The following is a 22,543-nucleotide window of genomic DNA, read 5'->3' as shown; positions in this document are numbered from 1 at the left end:
TCGACGCAACACGTCAAGTGTATTGATCGACTATTAGCGTCGAATGAGGGGAGTCATCAGCCTGGGCCTCGATGTCTTTAGAGGGAGCATGTCATGCGCCCTAGGAGTTGCCGATGAACTTGAGTGCATCCATCATCGGCGTCTTCGATACATTGACCATGCCCTGGAAGGGTGTGTCGAGATCGAGGACAACGAACACGGCAGTCGTAGTCGATAGGGCGCAAAGAAGAAACACGACGCACATGCTCCAGTTTCTTGGGGCGCTGAAACCAAATATGCCGAATATGACCACCAGCCAGCCGACGAGGACCGCAATCAAAGGAGTTGGAATCAGGCCCTTTCTGTGTTCGAACGCGAGCCAGCGGCCGGCGAATATGTCGTCCCAAAGTTCCATCGCGTGGTCACGGAATCTCTCCTGTGAGGGGCCGGCAGCCTGCAAAGCGAAAATGCGTCCCTGGATGTCGTAAGTACTCTGGAGGATTTCTCGCGTCTCTGCCTCTGCGGGCGTTCCCGTTTTGTTGGAAAACAGAAAGGAGATCCATCGGCCATAGTCGTTTTTTATTTGAAGGCGCAGGCCGTCGGCCGATGGACCGAACTGGGACAGGGTTCGGTCTAGCCGGATCATCGTGACAGCATTGTGTTGGAGCGCGGTATTGACCAGGTCGAGCGAGGACTTCCCGGACGAAATCAGCAGACTCAGCACCAATGCCGACAGCGTCGCTACGAGACCAACGGCAATACGCATCGCGGCAAGCGAGGATTCCTCAAAGTGGTGATCTGCCAGTCTTGAGCGTACATACGACCCTAGCGCTGCGCTCGAAAGAACGAGCACAAACACGAAGGCAGAAAAGACGTAGTGATCCATGTGGAAAATGGCCTCGTTCGATCACGCGGGTCAGCTAACTCTTGCCGAGCCACCTTGGCACCCATGCTGCAGAATATGTGGCCGGCAGCGTAATCCACCGGCGCGAGTCGTTACTATGACGATAGTGCCGGATTGGAGCAAACGGTAGGGAATTTTGCTCGCCATTTACTTGAGCGTTGGATTTCTGCGGTAAAGCAGCGCCCATCGCTGGGCGCTGCCCGCTTTTGACGTTACTCGGCAAAGTCCGTTGCTTCCGATGAGCCTTTCCACGCATCAAGGTCGCGTTGAACCGCTGCGGCCTTTTTTGCCGCCAGTTCGTTGGCGATCTTGCCGGCGAACAGGTGCACCGGCGGTTCGGCGACGTTCACGGCCTGCATGATCAACATGGCCAGCTTGTCCGGATCACCGGCCTGATGACCGTGCAGCGTGCCCAGGTGCAGATCGAGCGACGCCTTTGCTTCGGTGTATTCATCAATCTGGCGTTTGGCCACTGCCAGCGCACCACTCGACAAAAACTCCGTGCGCACCGGCCCCGGGTACACCACCGTTGCCTTGATGCCAAACTCGGCCACCTCGACCGCGAGCGACTCGGTCAAGCCCGCAAGCGCGAACTTGCTCGCCACATAACTGCCCCAGCCGGCGTAGCCGCCCTGGTAACCGACGATCGAGGCGATGTTGATGATATGCCCGCCACGCTGCTTGCGCAGATGCGGGAGCACGTGCCGCAGTACCGTCAGCGGTGCGAACAGGTTGACTTCGAAATTTTGACGAAGCTCTTCTTCGGAGAGGGCTTCGACGGTTCCCTGCTGGGCATAGCCGGCGTTATTGACGATCACGTCAATCTTGCCAAACGTGTCGATGGTTTGCTCAATGGCCGAGCGTACGCTCTGGTCGCTGGTCAGATCCACTTGCAGCGGAAGAAATTGTGCCGAGGCGGGGCCGATGGCTTCCGTCAGCGACGCCACGGTTCGCGAGGTCGCCGCGACGTGATCGCCACGAGCGAGGAGTTGCCGCACGAGTCGTTGGCCGACGCCTTTCGATGCGCCAGTGACGAACCAGATTTTTGCAGAATTGCTCATGATAATTTCCTTGATAAATGAGTAGTACAGAATTAACAAAATGCTACGGTTTAAAAGAATCTGGTCCGAGTCTTACTTGAGCGCTACGCTCATACCGCCGTCCGCCATCACGACCGCGCCGACGATATAGCTGGCCTTCTCGGACGCCAGAAAGGCGATCACTTCAGCAATTTCCCGCGGGTCGGCCGCCCGCTTGATGGGCGAGTTTTTGCCGTGCTCGGCAAGGAAGGCCGGACCATCCTTGTGGATGTGATTCGTGATGTTCGTGACCGCGTCGCCGGATCCCACGGCATTGACACGAATGCCGTGATCGATCGCTTCGAGCGACATGGCGCGCGTCAACTGGGCGAGCGCACCTTTCGAAGCCGCGTAGGCGGCGATCAGCGGAAACGCCTGATAGCATGCATACGACCCAACGTTGACGATGGCACCGGTCTTCGCCGGCATCATCGCGCGCATAGCTTCGCGCGAGAACAGGAACGCACCGGTGGAGTTGACCGCCTGGATGCCATTCCAGTCGTCTAGCGTCATCTCGACAACCGGCTTGTTAATGATGATCGCGGCGTTGTTGACGAGAATGTCTAGCTTGCCAAAGCGTTCCATTGCGGTGGACACGGCACGCACCGCGCTTTCCTCATGCGCGACATCGGCGATAAGCGGGACGATCCCCGGACGGCCCAACGCTTCGACGTTGGTACCGCGTCCGACGGCGATCACGCTGGCGCCTTGTGAGTGCAGCAGTTCGGTGGTGGCGAGTCCAATGCCGCTAGCCGCTCCGGTGACGATAGCGACTTTGCCGGCGAACGGCTGGTTGGTTTGCGCAGATGAAGTCATGGTGAATATCTCCTTCGAGTTGAGGGATGAGAATGGTTAGAAAGGGCTCGCCGTCGGACGTACGACGATTTCGCTGACATCGACGTCTGCCGGTTGCTCGATCGCATAGGCGATCGAGCGTGCAATCGCGTCCGACGTCAGCGCAACGCGGCGGAAGTCGCGCATCGCTGCGCGCGCGGTGTCGTCGGAGATCGAATCGGCCAGCTCCGACTCCACGACGCCCGGGCAGATCACGGTCACGCGAACCTTGTCGGTTTCTTGCCGCAGGCCGTCCGAGATGGCGCGCACGGCGAACTTGGTGGCGCAATACACGGCGGCCGTCGGCGAGACGGACAGGCCGCCTATCGAGGACATATTGATGACCTGGCCGAACCCCTGGCGCTCCATGACCGGCAGGACGGCAGCGATGCCGTGCAGCACGCCGCGGATGTTCACGTCTATCATGCGATTCCATTCGCCCACTTTTGTCGCGCTCAAGGGTGACAAAGGCATCACGCCGGCGTTGTTGACGATCACGTCGATGCGGCCGAAGGCGTCCAGTGCGAACTGGGCGAACGCGTTGACGTCAGCGCTAGACGTGACGTCAAGTGCCCGGTAACGAACAGAGCCGCCGCTCGTCTGGATCTCCTCGGCCAGCGCCGCGAGTCGCTCCGTGCGGCGCGCGCCGATCACGAGTTGGTGTCCCTGGGCGGCGAGCAGGCGGGCCGCTGCTTCGCCGATACCGCTGCTTGCTCCGGTGATGAGGATGACTTTAGGTTGACTGGTTTGCGTTGCCACGTTGCGTTCTCCGTTTCGGCAATCTGTGCCGGTTGGTCCAAGGGAGAGGCAGCGAAGTTTGCGCATGAAGCGGCAAGGCAATCGCGGCGCGGTCTCCCGGGCGCTTCGGCTGCACCGTGCAACCGATGACCCAATCTTATGAGCCGGGTGCCTGCGCGCGAATACACGTGACAATTGCGGCATTGCCTATTCCTATTGAAGTGGATGCAGCCGGTCGATCGCATCCAGTAGAATTCCTCCACCTGATCCGGTGAGAGAGGAGTTCTCGTGACCGTTGCCGACAACGCTGCTTCTGCAAGAATGGTGAGTCTGCTTGAGCGACTGGCGCCGAATGAGGGGTACACCCAGTCCGCGCTGGAGGGCGTGCGGTTCATGCGCTCGAACCGGCCGCTGGGGCGCACCCCCGTGCTGTACGAGCCCAGCATCGTGATCGTGTGTCAGGGGCGCAAGCTGGGTTTTCTGGGCGAAGAGGTGTACGTATACGATGCCCAGCACTATCTGATTCTGTCCGTGCCGCTGCCGTTCTCGACTGAAACCGAAGCAAGCGAGTCCGAGCCGATGCTGGCCGTGACGTTGCGTCTCGATCTGATCGAACTGACCGATCTGATTCTGGTGATCGACCGTTCCGGACGCCATCAGCAAGGCACACCGCTCGGGATCGTATCGACGCCGCTTCAAGGAGACCTGGCCGAAGCGACCTTGCGTCTGCTGCAAGCCCTGAGTTCACCGCTGGACGCCGAGGTACTGGGGCCTGCAATCGTGCGGGAAATCTGCTACCGGGTCTTGATCGGGGAACGGGGCGCTGCGATGAGGGCGGCGCTCGCGCATCAGGGCCGCTTCGGGCGGGTGGCGAAAGCGCTGCGGCGAATTCACACCGACTATGCGCAGTCATTGGATGTCAGTAGTCTTGCGGAAGAGGCGGGGATGAGCGTTCCCGCGTTTCACGTCAACTTCAGAACTGTTACGTTGACCTCGCCGATTCAATACATCAAGTCGACGCGTCTGCATCAGGCGCGTTTGCTGATGATTCGCGACGGCTTGACGGCGGCCTCCGCGTCGGCGCGTGTCGGTTACGAAAGTCCATCGCAGTTCAGTCGCGAGTTCAAGCGCTTTTTCGGGCGCTCGCCGGTCGATGAAGCTCGGGATATGCGGGCATCGTTCGCGCTATCCCCAGCTGCAAAGATCGACGATTTCGCCGCATCTCATTGACCCATGAAGTCGATTTGCTAAGTTGTACTCGTCAAGGCGACGATAAAGTCAAGAAATACCCTTGTCTTGGCCGGCGTGTGGTGCCGCGATGGATGGTATGCATAGAGCGGGAAGCGCTCATCCGGCCAGTCTGGGAACAGGTTGACGAGCCGTCCCTCGCGGATCAGGGGCTCGGCTCCGAGCAGCAACACCTGCGCGACGCCGGAGCCTGCCAGACACGCATTGAGGAGCGCGCTTGGATCATTCACCGTGAGCCGTCCATTCGTTTCGACAACAAGCTTTTTGCGCTTGCGATGAAACTCCCACGGATACGGCTTTCCGGTTTCCGGGTTCCGGAATTCGAGGCACCTGTGCACACCGCGCCCCAGCTCTTGAGGCTCCGTTGGCCGCCCTCGGCGAGCGAGGTATGAGGGTGCTGCGACTGTAACAACTGCAGTGTCCAGAAGCTTTCGCGCAACCAGACTGGATGAACGGGGTTTGCCAAATCGCAAGGCGAGATCGAAGCCGTCCACGATGAGATCACCGAGCTGATCTCTCGCAATGAACTCGAGTTCAAGTTCAGGATGCGCATCCATGAATTCGTCGAGCTTCGGGCTCAGAGCGATTCGCAAAAAGGCCGGATCAAGGTTGATTCGCAGCTTTCCGCGTACTGTCGCGACGCCTCCTGCCGCGGCTGTGGCCGCTTCTTCCATTCCTCTTAGGTGCGGCATGACCTGCTCATAGAACCGTCGGCCCTCTTCAGTGAGGGAAACGGCGCGGGTCGTCCGATTGAAGAGCCGTATTTTCAACCGCTTTTCGAGCCGGGCGATTGCCCGGCTAACCCCGGGCGGTGACATGCCCATCAATTCGGACGCAGCTGCGAACGTCTTCGCATCGACGACGGCAGCAAATACGCTGATACCGCTGGAGAGATTTTCGCTAGGCGATCTCATTGGGCTGACCCTGGGTCAAAAACTGCACTATGACTCATTAGTGACTATCCGTCATTTCACAAGTGCCATTCATGTCATTCAGTTTCTTATCGAATTTGCCCACAATGCACCCCAACAGTACGTTTCAACCTCACTTCATTCCAATTTCCAGGGAGCGCGAGATGACCGTTCAACTTCCCTGCCGCGACTATCTATGCAAGGAGAAACTGCAATGTATGCAATCACAGGGATAACAGGAAAGGTCGGCGGTGCGGTGGCGCGCACGTTGCTCGCAGCGGGCCAACCGGTACGCGCGGTTGTACGCGATGCCGCCCGGGCACGGTGGTGGGCCGAGCAAGGATGTGAAGTGGTGACAGCCAGCATGGACGACGCGGATTCCCTCACCGCCGCGTTCGAGGGCACGCAAGGGGTCTTCATTCTGCCGCCATCCGACTTCGATCCGTTGCCGGGCTTTCCCGAGGCACGCGCTGTCATTGACGCCGTGCGCGGTGCGCTTGAGTCCGCGGCACCCGGCAAGGTGGTCTGCCTGTCGACGATCGGCGCGCAGGCCACCGAGACCAATCTGCTCACGCAACGTACGCTGATGGAGCAAGCGCTTCATGAGTTATCGATGCCCGTGACATTCCTGCGGCCAGGCTGGTTTATGGAAAACGCCGCATGGGACGTTGCGCCGGCCCGTGACGAAGGGATGATCGCCAGCTTTCTGCAACCGCTCGACAAGGCTGTGCCGATGGTCGCAACCGCGGACGTCGGTGGAGTTGCCGCACAACTGCTTCAACAAACCTGGCGCGGCGTGCGTGTCGTCGAGCTTGAGGGGCCACAACGTGTGAGTCCTAACGATCTGGCCGAGGCATTTGCAAAGGTCCTCGGTCGTCCGGTTCGTGCGGAAGTGGTGCTGCGCGAAACGTGGGAGGCGCTGTTCCGCTCTCAGGGGATGAAGGAACCGTTGCCGCGTATGCGCATGCTCGACGGGTTCAATGAAGGCTGGATCGCCTTCGAAGGCGAGGAAGCGGACATCGTCAAGGGCGAAGTGGAACTGGAAACCGTCGTGCGAAGCCTTGTCTCCCAGGCAGGTTAGAGCAGGCGCACCCGGTGACGCGAGCAGGATGCCGCGTCACCGGGTGTTTTCCGCCATCGTTCATCAAGAGATTCATATCAAGAGGTTCGCTATGGAATACAGCACACTCGGCAGCTCAGGGCTGCGCATTTCCCGTCTTTGTCTTGGCGCCATGACCTTTGGTGCCGGTACCGGAATCTGGGGCGAAATTGCCGGTCTCGACCGTGCGCAGGCCACTCAGCTTGTTGCAATGGCCGTCGAGCGCGGTATCAACCTGATCGATACCGCTGACGCCTATTCGCAAGGACAGTCAGAAACGGTCGTCGGACAGGTGTTGGCCGACCTCGGGCTCGACGAATCGCGCATGCTGGTCGCGACCAAAGTTCGGCTACGCACAGGAGCCGGTCACAACGACGTCGGGCTCGGCCGCTCGCACATCATGCGGTCGGTGGAAACGAGTCTTCGGCGCATTGGCCGCGATCATATCGACCTGTTTCAGTTGCACGACCGCGATGAACTTGTTCCGCTCGAAGAAACACTTCGCGCGCTGGATGATCTTGTCACGCAGGGAAAGGTGAGGCACATCGGCGTGTGCAACTTCAGCGCGGGCGATCTGGAGCGTGCACAGGGAATTACCGCCCGCACGCACCGGGCCCGCATCGTCAGCAATCAGGTTCACTATGCGCTGACGAGCCGCGATGTCGAACATGAGATCGCGCCCGTGGCAAAGGCGAATGATGTCGCGCTGCTAGTGTGGAGTCCGCTCGCGGGCGGATACCTGAGCGGTAAGTACACGCAGGGAAGCAGCGGCGAAACGGGGCGCCGAACCAGGCTGAATTTTCCGCCGGTCGATCCTGCAAAGGCGGATCCTGTCGTGGGTGTATTGCGCGACATCGCCACGGAGTTGAACGCGTCGCCGGCTCAGGTGGCGTTGGCCTGGATTCTGCAGCGCCGCGAAATCTGTTCCATCATCGTAGGCGCGCGCACGCACGATCAACTGAGCGCTAACCTCGACGCTCAGCAGATCGCCTTGAACGCAGAGCAGACCGAACGCCTGAATCAGGTTTCGCAGCCGCAGCTGCCATATCCTTACTGGATGCAGCAGTTCCACGACAAGGATCGAGTGTAGGCTGAGTCAGTTCGTTCCGCTCTCGTTCAGTTTGCGTGATTCAGAGCGCTTCGGGGCAAGGGCTCGATTAGTAGGCCCACCAGCCCGGGCCCCACATGCTCCAATTCCACGCCGCATTCTCATTCATCTCGGCGCTCATGCGCTCCTGGTCAAGGAAATGTTGCTGAAGTTGCTCCCGCTTGTAGTTGTCCCAGGCGTTTTCGTCGCCGATATACAGGCAGCCACATGAATAAGGGTCTGCATAGAGAAAGACGGCTTTTCCGTCCTTTACCTTCTGCACCACACGGTTCGGTGGCAACGTGTTCAGTTGCAAACGCTGCTGGTCTGTTGTCACCGGAACAATATGAAAGCCCGCTGCTGCAAGCAGGTCGTCTTTCTCGTTGGCCCGCTCGACCGGCGTGGCGCATCCGGAAATCAGTGCGCTCGCGATGAGCGCGAGAAAAAAGGCTGTCCATCTGAGCTTCATGATCGTCCCGTGCGTTAGGCTTTAAATGTTGGGGTACCTGGTACCGTGCACAGATTGACCATCAAAACTTAGCTGAAAATTACGGCAGTGTCCCGCGCTCTGACTCGTGGCGCCAGTGTCCTGCCGCATACCGTTACGCAGAAGCAGACAACGCCTGCGCAACACGCTCACGCAACGTCGGCAACACCTCGGCTTCGAACCACGGATTGCGCTTGAACCACGCAATGTTGCGCGGCGACGGATGGGGCAACGGAATGATTTTCGGGCTGAAGTCTCTCCATCGCAGGAGCGTATCGGTCAGTGTCTCCCCGCATGCTTCGCCGAGTCCAAAGCGCTGTGCATATTGACCAATCAGCAAGGTGAGCTGGACCGAGCGCATCTGTGCCAACAGATCGTGATGCCAATGTGCGGCGCACTCGGGCCGTGGCGGCAAGTCGCCACTTGCGCCACGCCCTGGGAAGCAGAAGCCCATCGGCACAAGCGCAACTTTCGTGTCGTCGTAAAAGGTCGCATCGTCGAGGCCGAGCCACGTGCGCAAGCGGGTACCGCTTGCATCGCTCCACGGAACGCCTGACGCGTGCACTCGCGCTCCCGGCGCCTGGCCGATGATCAGAACCCGCGCGCTTTCGGATGCCGCGACTATCGGGCGGGGGGCGTGCGGCAGCACGGGCGCGCAGATCGTGCAGGCGCGGACTTCGTGCAACAGCACATTCAGAGGGATTCGCTTCATAGGAACCGTTCGCAGTGTTTGCAGCAGTAGCGATGGAGAACAACTGGCCGCTGATCGAAAGGGCGAGGAATCGAAGGGTTGCGATGATTTGGCAGCCCATCATGGACGGCTTGCTGTCGATGCGTGTAGCAGTTTATCGCAGGCTAGCAAATGAGAGGGGCCGGCTCCCGGCAGATCGTAATGTTAAGCCACATATCGTCATTCCTCACGCGGAGGGCAACGTGCTCGTCATCGAAAGAGTTTTTCTAACCCGGGCCCGTATTTAATCTGCTTTGTCTTTGCATCGCACGATCGTTATTCTTGTCTGTCTGCGTTGGGGCGAATCGGCGAAGGCAGTCGGTGAGTAGCCAATGAGCCGCCAGCATTCAGCCGGTCCCAGCGCTCAATTGTTATCCCACCAACACACGAAGGTTCGCTAAATGAATACCGTCCCGCAGGCGCCGCTAATTCTGATAACGGGTGGTGGTCGTGGCGTAGGCGCAGCGACTGCGCGTCTTGCTGCCGCACGTGGCTACGATGTGGCGATCAGTTTCGTCTCCGACGAAGCTGCCGCCCTTGCGGTGGCGGCCGATGTAGAAGCTGCGGGGCGTCGAGCGTTACCTGTGCGCGCAGATAGCGCGGACCCTGAGCAGGTCGCTCAGCTATTCGCCGCGATCGACCGTAAGTTCGGGCGGATCGATGTGCTGGTGAACAACGCCGCGATCATTGCGCGGCAGTCCCGGCTGGAGGATCTTGAGTTCGAGCGGATGCAGCGGATCTTTGCTGTCAACTCGGTCGGTCCTATCCTCTGTGCACAGCAAGCGGTGAAGCGGATGTCCTTTCGTCACAACGGACGAGGCGGCGCCGTGATCAACATCTCATCGGCGTCGGCGCGGCTTGGCAGTCCAAACGAATATGTCGACTACGCCGCGTCGAAGGGCGCTCTTGAGACATTCACTACCGGCTTTGCAAAAGAAGTTGCGCGGGATGGGATACGCGTCAACTGCATTCGCCCAGGGCACATCTACACTGACATGCATGCCAGCGGTGGAGAGCCGGGACGGGTGGATCGCGTCAAGGATTCGATCCCTATGGGAAGAGGCGGCCAGCCTGAAGAGGTTGCGCGGGCGATCCTATGGCTAGCCAGTGCCGAGGCTTCCTTCATTACCGGCACGTTCCTCGACGTCACTGGCGGCAAGTGAGCAACTGCTGGAGCCGGCGTTCATCGTCGCCGTGTCGTGTCGTTCGCGCGCGGCCGGCACGTATGCCGATCTGTTCGACTTGGGCTGTATACGTCCTTTACCAAGGCACTCACACTCTTTACAAGGGATTTAGGTCAGGACCGATATCATCGCTCCGCTTGACGCTACTGGACCTCAGTCAGGCGTTATTGTCAGGAGTGAGAGCATGTTTGAAATCGGAAAAGAATATTCCCGGGAAGATATTCACAGGGTGACGGGCGGATGCAAGCAGGCATTTTTGCCCGTGAAGGGTGGCAAGGTAGTCGCCGCGCGATTGCGCCAGGATCTGAATCCCTACGCCCCAGACGTCATTGTTTGCGACAGCAGCGCGGCTTCACGTGCGGCCGGTCGAACGCTTGCGCGACAGACCGAACCCGTACCTGTCTTTGTGCGAACCGCGTCCGACCGCTTTCGTTATATGGGCGAATACGTCACTGAGGAATCGCTTACCGCGCCCCTTGACTACGAAAAGTACGTCAAGAACAGCGGTTTTACGCTGGGTCAGATTTCTCGTGTGCTCAAGATGAAGCGCCGTTGACACGGCTTTCAGCGCTCCAAACCGAGTAGAGGGGCGGCAGGTCACCGATTAGCGTGACCTGCAACGGATCGAACCGCTTGACGGCTTAGACGAGTGTCAGTGTCACGTCGATGTTGTTGCGTGTAGCATTCGAATAGGGGCACACAATATGCGCGCGGTTGATCAGATCCTGGGCCGCTTCGCGCGACATGCCCGGCAACGAGATCTTCAATTCGACTTCGATGCCGAAGCCATTAGGAATGGGCCCGATACCCACGTTTCCGTTGACCGACACATTTGCCGGGACCGTGATTTTGTCGCGCTGACCAACGAACTGCATTGCACCGATAAAGCACGCGCTGTAACCAGCGGCAAAAAGCTCTTCGGGGTTGGTGCCTTTCTCGCCATTGCCACCCAACGCTTTCGGTCTCGTCAGCTTCAGGTCCAATCCGCCTTCCGGCGCGACGGCGCGGCCTTCGCGGCCTCCCGTCACATCGGCGTGAGCACGGTAGATAACGTTTTCAATCGACATCGTCAGCTCCTCGTTAATACATCGGATGAAGGGTGCGCCTCGCGGCACTCTGATGATAGTTCAGTGCGCCGTATTCTGGCTTTAGCCTGTTGATGGCTTTTTTTTGATCGCGTACGCTACTTCCAGGCAGCGCGAAGGCTGAACTAGCAGGAAGCGGCAATCAAAAAAACTCGGGGCGGGGAAGTGCAGCGATGAAGATGTCTCACAGATTAGAAAGCTCTAGTACGGCGGGACCGGTGTGGGGGCTTATCTTTGGCTTGCTCATGACGGCGATCGGAATGAGCCTCTGGTTTCATGCAACGCTGTCGATCGACAGCGGACGGCATGATGAATCGTTGGCCGTAGCGGCCACGCTTATTGGCCTTTTTTTGGCTGTATACGCAGGGCGCGAACTTCGCCGCAAACGTCGGTAGGTTGGGCTCCTGTGAGGAAGGGGAGTGACGAGGGACAGTCGCCTGTTCAATTACACATCACCCGATAGACACGCATTCAGTCCAGAACCGCCCGCACCTCGCGAAGAATCTCTTCCGAGAGTTCAGGGTCGTCAACCGCGCGAGCCAGAATGATGGCTCCGACGATGCTTGAAAGCGTATGGATCGCATCGCGACGAGCATTTTTCTTTTTTGCCTTTGCAAGTGGCTCGGTTAAGCCTTTGAGCGTACCCTCCACATGCCGCGTGAATGCAGCTTGAGCCGCAGGCTCGCGCGCAATCTCGCTCCCCAATGCTGCGATCAGGCATCCGTCTCCCCTCTCTTCGCGGTGTTGCTCAGTGAGATATCTGTCGACGTATTGAGTCGTTGGCTTACCAGACGCCGCACTTTCCTTCATGAAGTCGAGCAATCTGGCCGATGCATCTTCAATGCTCTCCGAAATCAGATTGCATTTCAAGGCGATCAAGGTCGATCAGCAGGAACAGCTATTGGTGGGCGTCGACAACAGCGCGGCTGAAATCGTTGGTTAGCCGCTGACGACGCCAGAACAGTTCATCGCGCAGCATCGTCATCTTCTGGCGTAAGGGGCTATATGACGACAGTCTAGGGTGACCGCCACGTCGTAAAGAGCTGGACGAGCGCGACCGGATCCGGAGGATTCTCGCTTTTGCGGAAGAGAATCTTCCCGGATCGCGAATTATTGGGCGCCGGGATAATCACGCCGCAAGCGCGGCCTCAAAGCACGCTGCGACAGCACATACCCGTTCGTCAGCACCCTTGCGCCCGATAATCTGCAAGCCTGCTTTCAGTGACGAGTTGGCAACAGGTATCGGCATACTGAGCGCGGGATGACCACTCAGATTGAACGGGCGAATCAGCGACGACATGGCGATAACCGACGTACCGCTGCGCGCAGCCTCAACTGTGATGGGCAGAGTAGGCAAGGTAGGCATGACAAGCACGTCCACGTCGGCGAGAGCGTGGTCGACTGCTTCCGTGAACCGGCGCCGCACCTGCTCCGCCGCCTCTAACTGCGCGGCCGTCGTCGCGGCCGCGAGGCGCAAACGCGCTTCGAGATCGGCGCCGAGTCGACCGGCTCCGGCCAGGTGTCCGAAAGCGCGCGAGGTCTCCGCATTGATCACTGCGAGTCCCGCGTCGAACGCGTCTTGAAGAAGGCGAAGCTCGATAGATCGCATATTGCCTTCGACCCGATCGACCGCGTTCTGCACAGCCTTGAGTATGTCGGCGTCGGCCTCGACTGACACGCATGCGATGTTGATCCCTGTACGCCCCTCGCTTGCGGCGCCGATACCGAATGTTGGGTCGATCCCCGCCATCGCAGCGATGAGCGTGCGCATGTCGCGGGCAAACGGGCCAACGCAGTCGAGCGACGATTCGGCGGGTGCGACGCCGACACGCGACACGCGCCCGAACGTGGGCTTGAGGCCAATCACACCGCAACACGCTGCGGGTCCGCGAATGGAGCCGCCGGTGTCAGTACCGAGTGCCGCGTCCACGAGCTCGAGGCCGACCGCCGACGCCGAGCCGCTCGACGAACCCCCTGGAATGCGCGCTGGATCTTGCGGATTGCGCGGTGTGCCGGTGAAATCGTTGATACCTGTCATGCCGAACGCCAGTTCATGCATGTTCGCCTTGCCGACGATATGCCAACCCGCATCGAGCACGTTTTGCACCACGTCGGCATGGCGTGCCGCAGGTGGGGAACCGGCGAGCGCCCGGCTTCCCGCGGTGGTCGGGTAGCCAGCAACGTCGATCGTGTCCTTGATCGCAATCGTCAGCGCGCTCGCGGCTTCGTTAGAACGTAAGGAAAACTGACTGATAAAGGCTGTCATGATGTCGTGTCGTTTCGAGGGTTGACGTGCCAGGGCGCGTCGAACAGACGCTCGGTGCGAAAATGCTGGATGAGCCACCGGTCGCTGTCAGGTGCGGGCGAGAAATCGACTTCGAGGCGCGCGGAGATCAGTTGTGCTGGAGCGTCGACGTAGCCGGACGCCTGAAGCATTACCCAGCGCCCCTTGACCGACGAGCCCGCGACCTCGATTGTTTCCGCCGTCAGGAAGTGTACATTCGTGGTGAAGTGCGGGGTGGGCGGGAGATACCGCTGCAGCATCGTGACGATTTCTGCGCGTCCTTCCAGGCGACCGAATTTCTGCGCGTATTGGGAACCGATACCTTCCCAGATTGCGTCATTGGCGAACAGCGCCGCCAAAGATTCACCGCTGCTGGCGGCTGAAGGAACATCGCAAAGCGCCATATACCGCGAGATTGTCTTGCGCGCAGCGCGTTCGGCTTCGAGTGCCGAGATGCGCGCCTGGAGTGCCTCGAGCGTGCTCTGCCCTTGAGGGCTGTCATTCCGTGTCATGTCGCTTCACTCCTGCGCATTCATTGCGGACGGTACGGCCAATTCCCGACCAACATATGCTTTTATCCCGGTAGCGCCCCAGGTTGGGAGGCACAAGCCCCGTCACCTATCAGCGCCCGAGCGCCCGTGCCGTCTGACCGCCAATGCCGAAGTCAGTGTTGGGAATGTCCTTGATGATGACGCGCGTCGCCTCGATGGGGGCATCCAGTATCGCAGCGCCGGTGGCGGAGAGCGCAGAGATCAACGCCTGCTTTTGCGCGTCGGAGCGACCGGCAATCAGGATCGCGACAATGACCGGCAGGGATGGCGCCGCGCCGTTGGCTGCACTCTTGCCGCCAATACCGAAGTGCGCCGCCGGCAACTCGCTGAGCAGCACGCGCACCGATTCGGCGGGCGCGCCGATCGCACGGACAGTCGCTTGCGTCATTCCGTGAATCAACGCCGCTTTGCTGGCATCGCTGTGACCCGCGGCCAAATAGACTTCGAGTGTAGGCATGAGAGAGATACCGGTTGTATGCATCGTCCGCCGACTCACGGCCGACGCATTTTCATGGAGCAATCAAAGCAGGAAGCCGATTGCACTGAGCGCTTCAGTCGAATCGATCAAACGGATGACCTTTTCAACGAGGCGTGGTTCGCCACTCGCAAAGCTGACCGTGTGCGAGAGGTCTGCTGCAAAGATTGTCGTGACGCCGCGCTTGTAAGCGACGATCACCTGCGCCGATTTCACTTCGACCACTTCCGAGGTAGTGCTTTCAAGCGTGAAGCGCGACACGGTGCGCACGGTTCGTGCGGCATCCGAGGCCGATGCGGAATAGCCCGACGTCATCCGTTGCACGCGCTTTTCACGCATATCCTGATCGTCATAGGCGTAGTTCAACGAGGCCGCGTAGTCGGTCGTGCTGGGATCGATCGGCACTACGTAGAAACCTGAGGTATCCCATAGATCGAGCCATGCACGGTAGTCGCGGCGGTCGAGCATCTCGGCTTCGCGCCAGATGAACTCGACGGCCCGCGCGAAGGTTTGCTGCGAGAAAGGGGTGTTGCGCTCATCCATCATGCCTGCTCCATCATTGCACGCCACTGCCTGTACGCTTCGCGCATGCCCGTCTCGTCGGTGGCATGTGCGGTCTTTTCGCCGTTCGCCGCGGTGGCCTCGCGGTTGAGCCCGCGGTTTACCAGGATCGGCACATCGGGGCCGGCGTGCGAGCCGCGCTGAACGCGTTCCCACGCTTCCGCATCGTCCGGGCTGCCAAACCCGAAGGGACCCTGGAAGTGCTCATGAATACGCAGGCGAACGCGGTTCGCTTCATCGGGTCCGCCGTCCATCGCGAGCGCGACGTGGCGGATTTCTGTTTCCTCTGCAGACAGCGGCCGCAGTACGCGGAAGAACGCCATCGACAACGCCAGATTCGGAAACAGATTCAGATTGAAGCCGACGCCCATCAGCGAGCGCACGACGCGCCGGACTTCATCGGGCGAGTGACGCTCGGCCAGCTTCGTGGCGAGATCGTTGAAGCGCTCGGGCAACGGTGCACCGTCGTCGTGGTCGAGATCGACCAGCTCCGGCACGAGCACCGCAAGGCTATGGCCATTGCCGAGCGAGCGGCAGAAGGCGTCGTCGCTTGTCATGAAGCTGGTGATCACAGCGGCTGTTTCGTCGTCGATCGATTTCATCCACGACTTGTGAACGACCGGGAAGTGATAGAGATCAGTGGTGTTTTCCAGCTGGATTTTCCAGTTGCCCTTGAATCTGAACTTATGCTCGCCGTTCGCCTTGATCGGATAGCCGGCGCCCTGCTTCATGAACAGATCGATCCACGGCTTGGCGCCGCCGAGAAAGTCTTCCAGCGGCTCGATCTCTTCGTTGAAGCTCGCGAAGATTAGTCCTTGATAGATGCCCACGCGCAGCGATTTCAGCGGCAGTTCGTTTTTCTCGCAGACGCCTTCGTAGCCGTCGCCATAGGGTAGAGCACGCAACGTGCCGTCAAGCGCGTACGACCAGCTGTGATAGGGGCACGTAAAGCCTTTGGCGTTGCCCTTGTGTTCCTCGCAGACGGTGGCGCCGCGATGGCGGCAGCGGTTTTGCAACACGTTCACCGCGCCGCTCTTGTCGCGTACCACGATGACGGGCTGACGTCCAATCGTCGTGGTGCGGAAATCGCCGGGGTTCGGCAGCTCGCTTGCGTGCGCGACCCAGATCCACGTCTTGTAGAAAATGCGCTCGAGTTCCGCTTCGAAGAGCGCCGGGTCGTAGTACATGGACGGTGCAATGCGGTCGGGCTGTACGCGACGATGCAGGGCGTCGGTGTTGATGGTTTGATAGTGAGTGTCGCTCATCAGTGTCTCTGGGTTGTCACGGTAGAGTCGCTTGGAAGTTGTGTCGGGGCCGGGGGGGCGCAGTGTGCTGCGCGCTAGCGTTTTCACTAGTTTCGGCGTGTAGCCAATATCGGTCAAATCGATCTAAAATGAGTCGACGAATAAGTGACGCAAATAATAGGCTGCCCCCATGACTTCGCTTGACCATATCGATCTCAACCTTCTGCGGGTGTTTCAAGCCATCGTGGAAGAGCGCAGTTTGACCAAGGCGGGGGAACGTCTCGCGCTTTCGCAGCCGGCCGTGAGCTATGCGCTTGGCCGCCTGCGCACACTATTCGATGATCAGCTATTCATCCGTACCCGCTCGGGCATGCAGCCCACGCCTATCGCGCTGGAACTCGCGACGATCGTGGGCCGTGCGCTCGACACCGTGCGCGAGGCGCTGCGCTACGCAGAGTCATTCGATCCGGCGGTGAGCACACGCACGTTTCGGCTATCGCTATCCGATGCGGGCGAAATGGCCTATCTGCCCGTCATCTGCAAGGCATTGCACGAACAGGCACCGCGTACCCGGCTCATCGTGCAGCCGATGCCCGTGGAGGAAATGGAAGATGCGCTGCGTTCCAGCAAGCTGGACTTTGCCATCGGCAATCTTCCCGAACTGATGGCGCGCACACGCCACCAGTTGCTGTTCGAAGAGGAATACGTATGTATGACGCGGCGACGCCGCGGCTTGCCGACGGGAAAGAAGCTCGATCTCGAGCATTTTCTTGGGGCGTCGCACATTCAGGTGCGTTCTCTCGAGCACAGTCACCACGCTTTGGACGACGCGCTGCGGGCGCAGGGCGTCGGTCGTAATATCGCACTCGAATTACCTCACTTCGTCGCGTTGCCGAACATCCTGATGGTGACGGATCTTTACGCGACGCTACCAAAGCGTCTCGCGCAAATCCTGAACAAAGCCAAGGCATTTCAGATCTACGATCTGCCGGTTCGCTTGCCGGCGGCCTCGGTGACAATGCATTGGCACGAGCACTTTCACGACGAGGACGGCATTGTGTGGATGAGAAACCTGCTGATCGAGTCGGTGCGCAAATTCGACCAGTTATAAAGGAACGATGCCCTGCACTACGTCGAGGCGCGCGTCTCGTGCGTGAAGCGCAGCGTGACGACGGTCACGAGCCCGAGCAGCATGAGAAAGAGCGAAACGGGCCAATACGCGTGGTAGTGCGAAAGCAGCGCAACGGCAATCAGCGGAGACATGCCGCCCGCGAAAATCGATGCCACCTCGTGCCCAAGTGCAACGCCGGAATAACGCACCTCGGTGCTGAATAGCTCGCCAACGAGCGCAGGCAGGGTGCCGATCATCGCGCCGTGGCAGACCGCCGTGCCGAGCACGAGTGCCAGGTAGATCAGAGGCGTGGAATGCGTGTTCAGCAGCCAGAAAAACGGGAATGCCATGACCATGAGCGATACGGCACCAATCAGGTAGACGGGCTTGCGTCCCAGCTTGTCCGAGAGCTTGCCCCATAGCAGCATGGCGCCCATTTCGACCACCATGGCCAGCATGACGGCGGTGAGCATGGTCGAGCTGGCGATGCCGGCGAACTTGCCGTAGACCAGTGAAAACGCGAGAAAAATATACGCACCGCCATTTTCCGCTACGCGCAGACCCATCGCGATCAGGATTTCCTTAGGATGCCGTTTGATTGCTTCCAGTACCGGCATATGCGATGTCTTGCCGGCGTGCTCCGCGTTTTCGAACTCGCGGCTTTCCGGCAGGTTGTAGCGGATATAGACGCCGAGCGCAAAGATCAGGACGCTCGCGAGGAACGGCAGGCGCCAACCCCAGGCGAGGAACTGCGCGTGGGGTAGCGCCTGCGCAGCGAGAAAGGCGCCTGAAGACAGAACGAAACCGCCGCCCACGCCCAGTTGACTCCACGCGGCGTAGTAGCCGCGCTTCTCCGGCGGCGCATTCTCGCTGATCATCAGCACGCCGCCGCCCCATTCGCCACCGGATGCCACGCCTTGCAGCAGGCGCAGTGCGACGAGCGCGGCCGGCGACCACAGTCCGGCCTGGGCATAAGTCGGCAATAGCCCGATCCCGAAGGTCGCGACACCCATGATCAACAAAGTCCACACCAGCGACGCCTTGCGGCCGTGGCGGTCGCCGATGTGGCCGAACACGATGCCACCGAGCGGTCTTGCGACGAAGCCGATGGCGAACGCAGCGAATGCGCCTAGCGTACCGATAAGCGGGTCGGCATTGGCGGGAAAGAATAGTTGCCCGAAGACGAGCGCCGCAGCGGTTCCGTAGACGAAGAAGTCGTACCACTCCATCGCATTGCCTGCGACGGAGGCGACGACGATCCGGGTAAGGGCCGTACTATTGGACGCCGCAGTTGCGATTGACGGGGTGGATGGTTGCACGGATGCCATGTTTGCTCGGGAGGAAAGAGTCGGGCGTCGCGACCTCATCGGGAGGGCTCCGCATGGCAAACAGTTTCGACGCGCCATTTCGGTGCGTCAAATTCGCCGAAAATGGAGCCGGGTATCAGTGCAGCAAATGAGTGGCGCGGCAAATGAGTTCTTGAAGTGGGTTTTAAAAGCCGGCCTGATGAAACATTCCGTAGATCGCTTCGCGCAACCATGCGATGCCCGGGTCGGCCGAGAACTGCGCATGCGAGTGCACCTGAATCTCGATGGGCGGGAGCGCGAAAGGCAAGGGCAGAATCCGGAACGCCCCGTTCTGATTGAAGCGCTGGGCGATGCTCCGCGGGAAAATCACCGCGAGATCGGTGTGCCTGACGATTTCGGGCGCCACGACGAAATGCGGCAAGCGCAACACGACATCGCGCTTGAGATTCAAATCCTCCAGCCATTGCTCCACCATCCTGTGGCCGGTCGCGTTGGTGCTGGCATACACGTAACGCAGACCCGCGAGGTCTTCTTTGGTGGGCGCCGGCGTTAGCAAAGGATGGCCGGCTCGCACGACGCAAACGTGCTCGTCGACGAATAGCGTCTTGCTGACGCAGCCGGGATCGAGTCCCGGCACATAACCCAGCGCAAGATCGACCTTGCCGCTACGCATGGCGGCGGTCACCGATTCGACCGGAAAATTGGTGACTTCGATCCGGATGCCGCGCGCCGTGTGCTCGAGCATGGCGAGGATCGGCGGCAGGAAGTAGAACTCCGACATATCGGACATCGATACGCGAAAAACCCGTTCAGCCGTTGCCGGGTCGAATTTCGTGAGCTGCTGCACCGCGACGTTGATGATCCCGAATGCCTGGGCGAGTGGCGGATACAGGTGGGCGGCCGCGTCGGTGGGGGCCATGCCAGTAGGCGTGCGGACAAATAGCGGATCGTCGAATAGCGTGCGGAGTCTGCGCAGTGCATGGCTGACGGCCGGTTGCGTCAGGCCCAGGCGGTCTCCCGCAGCAGTCAGACTGCGCAGATCCCAGATGGCCATGAACACGCGCAGCAGATTCAGATCGGTATCGCCCGGGTTTGATTTGGTCATGACCTTCGATCGCTTGGCTCCTCGCGCAGATTACCGTAAATGCTGCGCATCGGGTAATGCGGGGTGCTCCCGCTATACGTCGGAAAGCGATCGAAGTCGCGCTTCATACGGGCGCGGACCGGAGAGGCCAGGGCGGCCGACAGGGCGAGCGGATCGTCGAATACCACCTTGTTGCGCTGCATTGCCGTGGCGCGCGGCAAGGCGAGGCCGCTGCGGTAGTCGACCCGCGTGTAGATCTCCAGCTCGCGGATGCCCGGAAGCTCGGCCATGAGCGGCGGATGGTGAATGAGGTAGTGCGTGAGCCAGGCATTGAAATCGTCAGCTTCGCCTTCGTAGCTGACGAGATACGTGCATCGCTCGGCGGATTGTTGTGGGGCACCCGCACCTGCAGGCGTAGCGAATGTCCGCACAGCCATGACCTGCTGCGCGAAGAGGCTCTGATGTGAAGACGTACCCAAAATGTCGAGGGCGGTCTGGATGCAGCCGTCGCTTTCAAGCGCCGTCTCCAGCGTGCCAAGGTCGTCGAAATACCACTGCAGGACGCAGTGCGGATGTTTCCCAGGCGCGCTCAGCAAAGGATCGCCACGCGCGGGTTCCACTGGACGATGGATCACAAGACGCCGCAGACCATCTATCGCATGTGTTGCGGCATGCAGGGACGCAACGTCGATCGTGGGCGCCCCGTCGGGCATATCGCTGACGGTGCCGATCAGAAAGAGGCAGACGTCCATGCTTACCTCGCCGTGCCGGCGCTGCCCGAAGGCGTCGCAATGCCAGGCCGCTCGAGGCGGTGGAACTGCCGTCCGAAATAGATCAGGCCGTCGCCGTCCTCACGCATCGAAATGTGATCGATGCGCACGAACAGGACCGAGTGCGAACCCACTGCCTTGCTGTCGACAATCCGCCCTTCCAGTCTCGCGATGGCATCTGCCAGCACCGGCACGGCAGAGGAACCGGCGGTCCATCCGCAATGTTCGAAACGCTCGTCCATCGAACAGCCTGTCATGCCGGCAAACGTGCGCGCTAGCTCCTGGCACTCCGCGGCCAGCACATTGATGCAGACACTGCGGTTTTGCCGCAGCAGGTCGTGCACGTAGCTGGTCTGGTTGATGCACACTAGCATGGTAGGCGGTGTGTCCGTCACCGAGCAGACTGCGCTGGCGGTGATGCCGCAGCGTCCATGCGGGCCGTCCGTCGTGATGATGTTGACCGCTGCCGGCAGATACGCCATTGCATCGCGGAACTGGCGCCGGGTGTCGTCGCTCGTCATGGTGTTGTCCTCGGTCATAAGGGGCTCCGCATCACGGATAGGGCGTGACGGGCGGAATGCCGACGAACAGCGCACCCGATGCATCGTAGGTGCCCTCGCCAAGAAACGCGTGTTGTGTCACCACGATCGAATCGCGCACCAGCCGCTGCAGACGATTCTCGCGGTAGATCGCCGCAATGCCGGCCATCTGATACGCCTGCATCACGACCTCTGCGCCGACCTGCGCCGCATGTGTTGCGCTGAGCCGCAGGAGGTTCGCCTGAGCCGGCATCACGGGGTCGCCCGCCAGAATCGTTTGCCACGCGGCTTCCGCGGATTCGAAGAAGAAGGCCCGTGCGCTGCGCCAGTTGGCTTCTGCCTTCGCGAGACCTGAGCGGTAGTAGGCCCGGTCCGCCAGACGCGGTGCGCCCGTGGTGGTCTGCGTGACGCCGGACATCTGCGCAAGCAGATCGAGCGCGGCGCGCGCCAGCCCGATGTTGACCGCGGCGTGCACCTGGGCCTGATATGCGATGGCGGGGTATCGATAGAGCGGCTCGTCGATGAGCGCCGCGCCGCCGCGCACGAAGGTCCACTGGGCGTCGACGAACTTGTTCTGCAGACGCAGATCGTGGCTGCCGGTGCCTTGCATCCCGACCACGTTCCAGTTTTCGACGATCTCGACCTCGCTTGCTGGAAAGACGGCTGTGAACGGTTTCCCGGCGCCCGCTTCGCCCGTGTTGGCCGGGACGCCACCGATGCCCACTCCGATCCAGTCCGCGCCCTTGCAACCGCTGGCGAAACGCCATTGCCCGCTGACCAGGTAGCCGTGCGGAGCCTGTGCGGCCTTCTGAAGCGGATAGAGACCACCGGCAAACACCTGATCCGGACCACCCGCGTAGATGTGCGTCTGAGTCTCGAGCGGCAGCGCCGCGAGATAGGTATTCGCGGAACCGAACGCCGCCACCCACGCAGTCGATCCATCGGCAATGGCGATACGTTCCAGTGTTTCCAGAAAACGCGGGGGCGGCAGTGCATCGCCGCCGAAACGCTGCGGCGTGCTGGCGCGGAAAATACCCGCGCGTTTCATCTTTGCGACCATGTCACGCGGAACGTGGGACAACCGGTCGAATTCGTCCCGGCGACGCTCGATTTCCTCGATCAGGATATCCAGGCTGATCGGGCCTGAGTACTCCGGATAGTCAGTGGCTGAACTGCCGGGCTGGGCGTTGTAGACATAAGTCGACGCGCCTGAGCTTTGGAGGGTTTGCATGCTCGATACCTTGAATGTATT

Annotated in this window: 25 protein-coding genes; 6 read left to right on the top strand and 19 right to left on the bottom strand. The window is 60.3% G+C overall.

All coding sequences use genetic code 11. The features are described 5' to 3' along the window. Window positions 1-100: 100 nt before the first annotated feature. The 4 genes from BUS06_RS21930 to BUS06_RS21915 all read right to left on the bottom strand — a co-directional run bounded on the left by BUS06_RS21930 (window position 101) and on the right by BUS06_RS21915 (window position 3,555). Entirely contained in the window at window positions 101-865 is a 765-nt protein-coding gene (locus tag BUS06_RS21930) for a bestrophin-like domain (protein WP_074266537.1), read from the bottom strand. 230 nt (window positions 866-1,095) lie between these two features. Then, complete coding sequence (locus tag BUS06_RS21925; RefSeq protein WP_074266536.1) at window positions 1,096-1,944, bottom strand: SDR family oxidoreductase; 849 nt, start codon at window positions 1,942-1,944, stop codon at window positions 1,096-1,098. 72 nt (window positions 1,945-2,016) lie between these two features. Further along, window positions 2,017-2,778 carry an SDR family NAD(P)-dependent oxidoreductase gene (locus BUS06_RS21920; RefSeq protein WP_074266535.1) on the bottom strand — a complete coding sequence of 254 codons (762 nt, stop codon included), beginning with the start codon at window positions 2,776-2,778 and terminating at the stop codon, window positions 2,017-2,019. Between the two features lie 36 nt (window positions 2,779-2,814). After that, window positions 2,815-3,555: an SDR family oxidoreductase gene (locus BUS06_RS21915; RefSeq protein WP_074266534.1), complete on the bottom strand. Its 741-nt coding sequence runs from the start codon at window positions 3,553-3,555 to the stop codon at window positions 2,815-2,817. 300 nt (window positions 3,556-3,855) lie between these two features. Here BUS06_RS21915 and BUS06_RS21910 point away from each other — a divergent pair, with 300 nt between their 5' ends. Continuing rightward, the gene (locus tag BUS06_RS21910; protein WP_429406444.1) at window positions 3,856-4,764 is read left to right on the top strand and encodes an AraC family transcriptional regulator; all 909 of its coding nucleotides are present in this window, start codon (window positions 3,856-3,858) and stop codon (window positions 4,762-4,764) included. A gap of 17 nt (window positions 4,765-4,781) precedes the next feature. Here BUS06_RS21910 and BUS06_RS21905 read toward each other — a convergent pair whose 3' ends face one another. Further along, complete coding sequence (locus tag BUS06_RS21905; protein ID WP_074266532.1) at window positions 4,782-5,696, bottom strand: LysR family transcriptional regulator; 915 nt, start codon at window positions 5,694-5,696, stop codon at window positions 4,782-4,784. A 211-nt stretch (window positions 5,697-5,907) separates the two neighbouring features. Between BUS06_RS21905 and BUS06_RS21900 the strand changes: the two genes are divergently transcribed. Further along, window positions 5,908-6,774 carry an NmrA family NAD(P)-binding protein gene (locus tag BUS06_RS21900; RefSeq protein ID WP_074266531.1) on the top strand — a complete coding sequence of 289 codons (867 nt, stop codon included), beginning with the start codon at window positions 5,908-5,910 and terminating at the stop codon, window positions 6,772-6,774. Window positions 6,775-6,865: 91 nt separating this feature from the next. Next, on the top strand, window positions 6,866-7,882 hold the full coding sequence (locus tag BUS06_RS21895; protein WP_074269231.1) for an aldo/keto reductase: 1,017 nt from the start codon (window positions 6,866-6,868) through the stop codon (window positions 7,880-7,882). Between the two features lie 67 nt (window positions 7,883-7,949). On the opposite strand, the gene BUS06_RS21890 is transcribed toward BUS06_RS21895, so the two are convergent. After that, the gene (locus BUS06_RS21890) at window positions 7,950-8,348 is read right to left on the bottom strand and encodes a hypothetical protein (protein ID WP_074266530.1); all 399 of its coding nucleotides are present in this window, start codon (window positions 8,346-8,348) and stop codon (window positions 7,950-7,952) included. Between the two features lie 133 nt (window positions 8,349-8,481). Then, complete coding sequence (locus tag BUS06_RS21885; RefSeq protein WP_074266529.1) at window positions 8,482-9,078, bottom strand: uracil-DNA glycosylase family protein; 597 nt, start codon at window positions 9,076-9,078, stop codon at window positions 8,482-8,484. A 419-nt stretch (window positions 9,079-9,497) separates the two neighbouring features. On the opposite strand from BUS06_RS21885, the gene BUS06_RS21875 reads away from it, so the two are divergent. Both BUS06_RS21875 and BUS06_RS21870 read left to right on the top strand, forming a co-directional pair. Continuing rightward, on the top strand, window positions 9,498-10,259 hold the full coding sequence (locus BUS06_RS21875) for a glucose 1-dehydrogenase (RefSeq protein ID WP_074266527.1): 762 nt from the start codon (window positions 9,498-9,500) through the stop codon (window positions 10,257-10,259). A 205-nt stretch (window positions 10,260-10,464) separates the two neighbouring features. Continuing rightward, window positions 10,465-10,836 carry a DUF6697 family protein gene (locus BUS06_RS21870; protein WP_074266526.1) on the top strand — a complete coding sequence of 124 codons (372 nt, stop codon included), beginning with the start codon at window positions 10,465-10,467 and terminating at the stop codon, window positions 10,834-10,836. 85 nt (window positions 10,837-10,921) lie between these two features. Here BUS06_RS21870 and BUS06_RS21865 read toward each other — a convergent pair whose 3' ends face one another. The 7 genes from BUS06_RS21865 to BUS06_RS21830 form a co-directional block, all read right to left on the bottom strand. Next, window positions 10,922-11,347, bottom strand: a complete 426-nt coding sequence (locus BUS06_RS21865) for an organic hydroperoxide resistance protein (protein WP_074266525.1) — start codon at window positions 11,345-11,347, stop codon at window positions 10,922-10,924. Window positions 11,348-11,836: 489 nt separating this feature from the next. After that, window positions 11,837-12,244: a TetR/AcrR family transcriptional regulator gene (locus tag BUS06_RS21855; protein ID WP_143787630.1), complete on the bottom strand. Its 408-nt coding sequence runs from the start codon at window positions 12,242-12,244 to the stop codon at window positions 11,837-11,839. 250 nt (window positions 12,245-12,494) lie between these two features. Further along, window positions 12,495-13,631, bottom strand: coding sequence for an amidase (locus tag BUS06_RS21850; RefSeq protein ID WP_074266522.1), 1,137 nt, complete (start codon window positions 13,629-13,631; stop codon window positions 12,495-12,497). Next, the gene (locus BUS06_RS21845; RefSeq protein WP_074266521.1) at window positions 13,628-14,161 is read right to left on the bottom strand and encodes a nuclear transport factor 2 family protein; all 534 of its coding nucleotides are present in this window, start codon (window positions 14,159-14,161) and stop codon (window positions 13,628-13,630) included. The genes BUS06_RS21850 and BUS06_RS21845 overlap by 4 nt, the downstream gene beginning before the upstream one ends. A gap of 109 nt (window positions 14,162-14,270) precedes the next feature. Beyond that, entirely contained in the window at window positions 14,271-14,657 is a 387-nt protein-coding gene (locus BUS06_RS21840) for a tautomerase family protein (protein ID WP_074269230.1), read from the bottom strand. Between the two features lie 63 nt (window positions 14,658-14,720). Beyond that, window positions 14,721-15,221 (bottom strand): aromatic-ring-hydroxylating dioxygenase subunit beta, encoded by a 501-nt coding sequence (locus tag BUS06_RS21835; protein ID WP_074266520.1) that lies wholly within the window; start codon window positions 15,219-15,221, stop codon window positions 14,721-14,723. Further along, window positions 15,218-16,501 carry an aromatic ring-hydroxylating oxygenase subunit alpha gene (locus tag BUS06_RS21830; RefSeq protein WP_074266519.1) on the bottom strand — a complete coding sequence of 428 codons (1,284 nt, stop codon included), beginning with the start codon at window positions 16,499-16,501 and terminating at the stop codon, window positions 15,218-15,220. Before BUS06_RS21830 ends, BUS06_RS21835 begins: the two co-directional genes overlap by 4 nt. A gap of 169 nt (window positions 16,502-16,670) precedes the next feature. On the opposite strand from BUS06_RS21830, the gene BUS06_RS21825 reads away from it, so the two are divergent. Continuing rightward, entirely contained in the window at window positions 16,671-17,591 is a 921-nt protein-coding gene (locus BUS06_RS21825) for a LysR family transcriptional regulator (protein WP_074266518.1), read from the top strand. Between the two features lie 17 nt (window positions 17,592-17,608). Here the strand turns inward: BUS06_RS21825 and BUS06_RS21820 are convergent, their stop codons facing one another. The 5 genes from BUS06_RS21820 to BUS06_RS21800 all read right to left on the bottom strand — a co-directional run bounded on the left by BUS06_RS21820 (window position 17,609) and on the right by BUS06_RS21800 (window position 22,522). Next, window positions 17,609-18,919, bottom strand: a complete 1,311-nt coding sequence (locus BUS06_RS21820) for an MFS transporter (protein ID WP_074266517.1) — start codon at window positions 18,917-18,919, stop codon at window positions 17,609-17,611. A gap of 163 nt (window positions 18,920-19,082) precedes the next feature. Then, entirely contained in the window at window positions 19,083-20,003 is a 921-nt protein-coding gene (locus BUS06_RS21815; protein WP_074266516.1) for a LysR family transcriptional regulator, read from the bottom strand. Continuing rightward, entirely contained in the window at window positions 20,000-20,734 is a 735-nt protein-coding gene (locus tag BUS06_RS21810; RefSeq protein WP_074266515.1) for an ethyl tert-butyl ether degradation protein EthD, read from the bottom strand. Before BUS06_RS21810 ends, BUS06_RS21815 begins: the two co-directional genes overlap by 4 nt. Window positions 20,735-20,736: 2 nt before the next feature. After that, a complete protein-coding gene (hpaC, locus tag BUS06_RS21805; protein WP_074269229.1) occupies window positions 20,737-21,273 on the bottom strand; it encodes a 4-hydroxyphenylacetate 3-monooxygenase, reductase component in 537 nt (178 codons plus the stop codon). A 31-nt stretch (window positions 21,274-21,304) separates the two neighbouring features. Beyond that, on the bottom strand, window positions 21,305-22,522 hold the full coding sequence (locus tag BUS06_RS21800) for an acyl-CoA dehydrogenase family protein (protein ID WP_074266514.1): 1,218 nt from the start codon (window positions 22,520-22,522) through the stop codon (window positions 21,305-21,307). Between the last annotated feature and the right edge of the window lie 21 nt (window positions 22,523-22,543).

The organism is Paraburkholderia phenazinium (genome assembly GCF_900141745.1).
Lineage (GTDB): Bacteria > Pseudomonadota > Gammaproteobacteria > Burkholderiales > Burkholderiaceae > Paraburkholderia > Paraburkholderia phenazinium_B.
Note: the sequence above shows the minus strand (reverse complement) of the source record. Positions and strands in the feature narration are given on the sequence as shown.

Excerpts from the sequence above, each read along its gene's own strand:
- BUS06_RS21920 (WP_074266535.1), bottom strand. The coding sequence starts at position 2,778 with ATGACTTCATCTGCGCAAACCAACCAGCCGTTCGCCGGCAAAGTCGCT.
- BUS06_RS21905 (WP_074266532.1), bottom strand. The coding sequence starts at position 5,696 with ATGAGATCGCCTAGCGAAAATCTCTCCAGCGGTATCAGCGTATTTGCT.
- BUS06_RS21930 (WP_074266537.1), bottom strand. The coding sequence starts at position 865 with ATGGATCACTACGTCTTTTCTGCCTTCGTGTTTGTGCTCGTTCTTTCG.
- BUS06_RS21865 (WP_074266525.1), bottom strand. The coding sequence starts at position 11,347 with ATGTCGATTGAAAACGTTATCTACCGTGCTCACGCCGATGTGACGGGA.
- BUS06_RS21885 (WP_074266529.1), bottom strand. The coding sequence starts at position 9,078 with ATGAAGCGAATCCCTCTGAATGTGCTGTTGCACGAAGTCCGCGCCTGC.
- BUS06_RS21925 (WP_074266536.1), bottom strand. The coding sequence starts at position 1,944 with ATGAGCAATTCTGCAAAAATCTGGTTCGTCACTGGCGCATCGAAAGGC.
- hpaC (WP_074269229.1), bottom strand. The coding sequence starts at position 21,273 with ATGACGAGCGACGACACCCGGCGCCAGTTCCGCGATGCAATGGCGTAT.
- BUS06_RS21900 (WP_074266531.1), top strand. The coding sequence starts at position 5,908 with ATGTATGCAATCACAGGGATAACAGGAAAGGTCGGCGGTGCGGTGGCG.
- BUS06_RS21895 (WP_074269231.1), top strand. The coding sequence starts at position 6,866 with ATGGAATACAGCACACTCGGCAGCTCAGGGCTGCGCATTTCCCGTCTT.
- BUS06_RS21820 (WP_074266517.1), bottom strand. The coding sequence starts at position 18,919 with ATGGCATCCGTGCAACCATCCACCCCGTCAATCGCAACTGCGGCGTCC.
- BUS06_RS21910 (WP_429406444.1), top strand. The coding sequence starts at position 3,856 with ATGGTGAGTCTGCTTGAGCGACTGGCGCCGAATGAGGGGTACACCCAG.
- BUS06_RS21890 (WP_074266530.1), bottom strand. The coding sequence starts at position 8,348 with ATGAAGCTCAGATGGACAGCCTTTTTTCTCGCGCTCATCGCGAGCGCA.
- BUS06_RS21815 (WP_074266516.1), bottom strand. The coding sequence starts at position 20,003 with ATGACCAAATCAAACCCGGGCGATACCGATCTGAATCTGCTGCGCGTG.
- BUS06_RS21835 (WP_074266520.1), bottom strand. The coding sequence starts at position 15,221 with ATGATGGATGAGCGCAACACCCCTTTCTCGCAGCAAACCTTCGCGCGG.
- BUS06_RS21840 (WP_074269230.1), bottom strand. The coding sequence starts at position 14,657 with ATGCCTACACTCGAAGTCTATTTGGCCGCGGGTCACAGCGATGCCAGC.
- BUS06_RS21850 (WP_074266522.1), bottom strand. The coding sequence starts at position 13,631 with ATGACAGCCTTTATCAGTCAGTTTTCCTTACGTTCTAACGAAGCCGCG.
- BUS06_RS21845 (WP_074266521.1), bottom strand. The coding sequence starts at position 14,161 with ATGACACGGAATGACAGCCCTCAAGGGCAGAGCACGCTCGAGGCACTC.
- BUS06_RS21875 (WP_074266527.1), top strand. The coding sequence starts at position 9,498 with ATGAATACCGTCCCGCAGGCGCCGCTAATTCTGATAACGGGTGGTGGT.
- BUS06_RS21825 (WP_074266518.1), top strand. The coding sequence starts at position 16,671 with ATGACTTCGCTTGACCATATCGATCTCAACCTTCTGCGGGTGTTTCAA.
- BUS06_RS21810 (WP_074266515.1), bottom strand. The coding sequence starts at position 20,734 with ATGGACGTCTGCCTCTTTCTGATCGGCACCGTCAGCGATATGCCCGAC.
- BUS06_RS21800 (WP_074266514.1), bottom strand. The coding sequence starts at position 22,522 with ATGCAAACCCTCCAAAGCTCAGGCGCGTCGACTTATGTCTACAACGCC.
- BUS06_RS21830 (WP_074266519.1), bottom strand. The coding sequence starts at position 16,501 with ATGAGCGACACTCACTATCAAACCATCAACACCGACGCCCTGCATCGT.
- BUS06_RS21870 (WP_074266526.1), top strand. The coding sequence starts at position 10,465 with ATGTTTGAAATCGGAAAAGAATATTCCCGGGAAGATATTCACAGGGTG.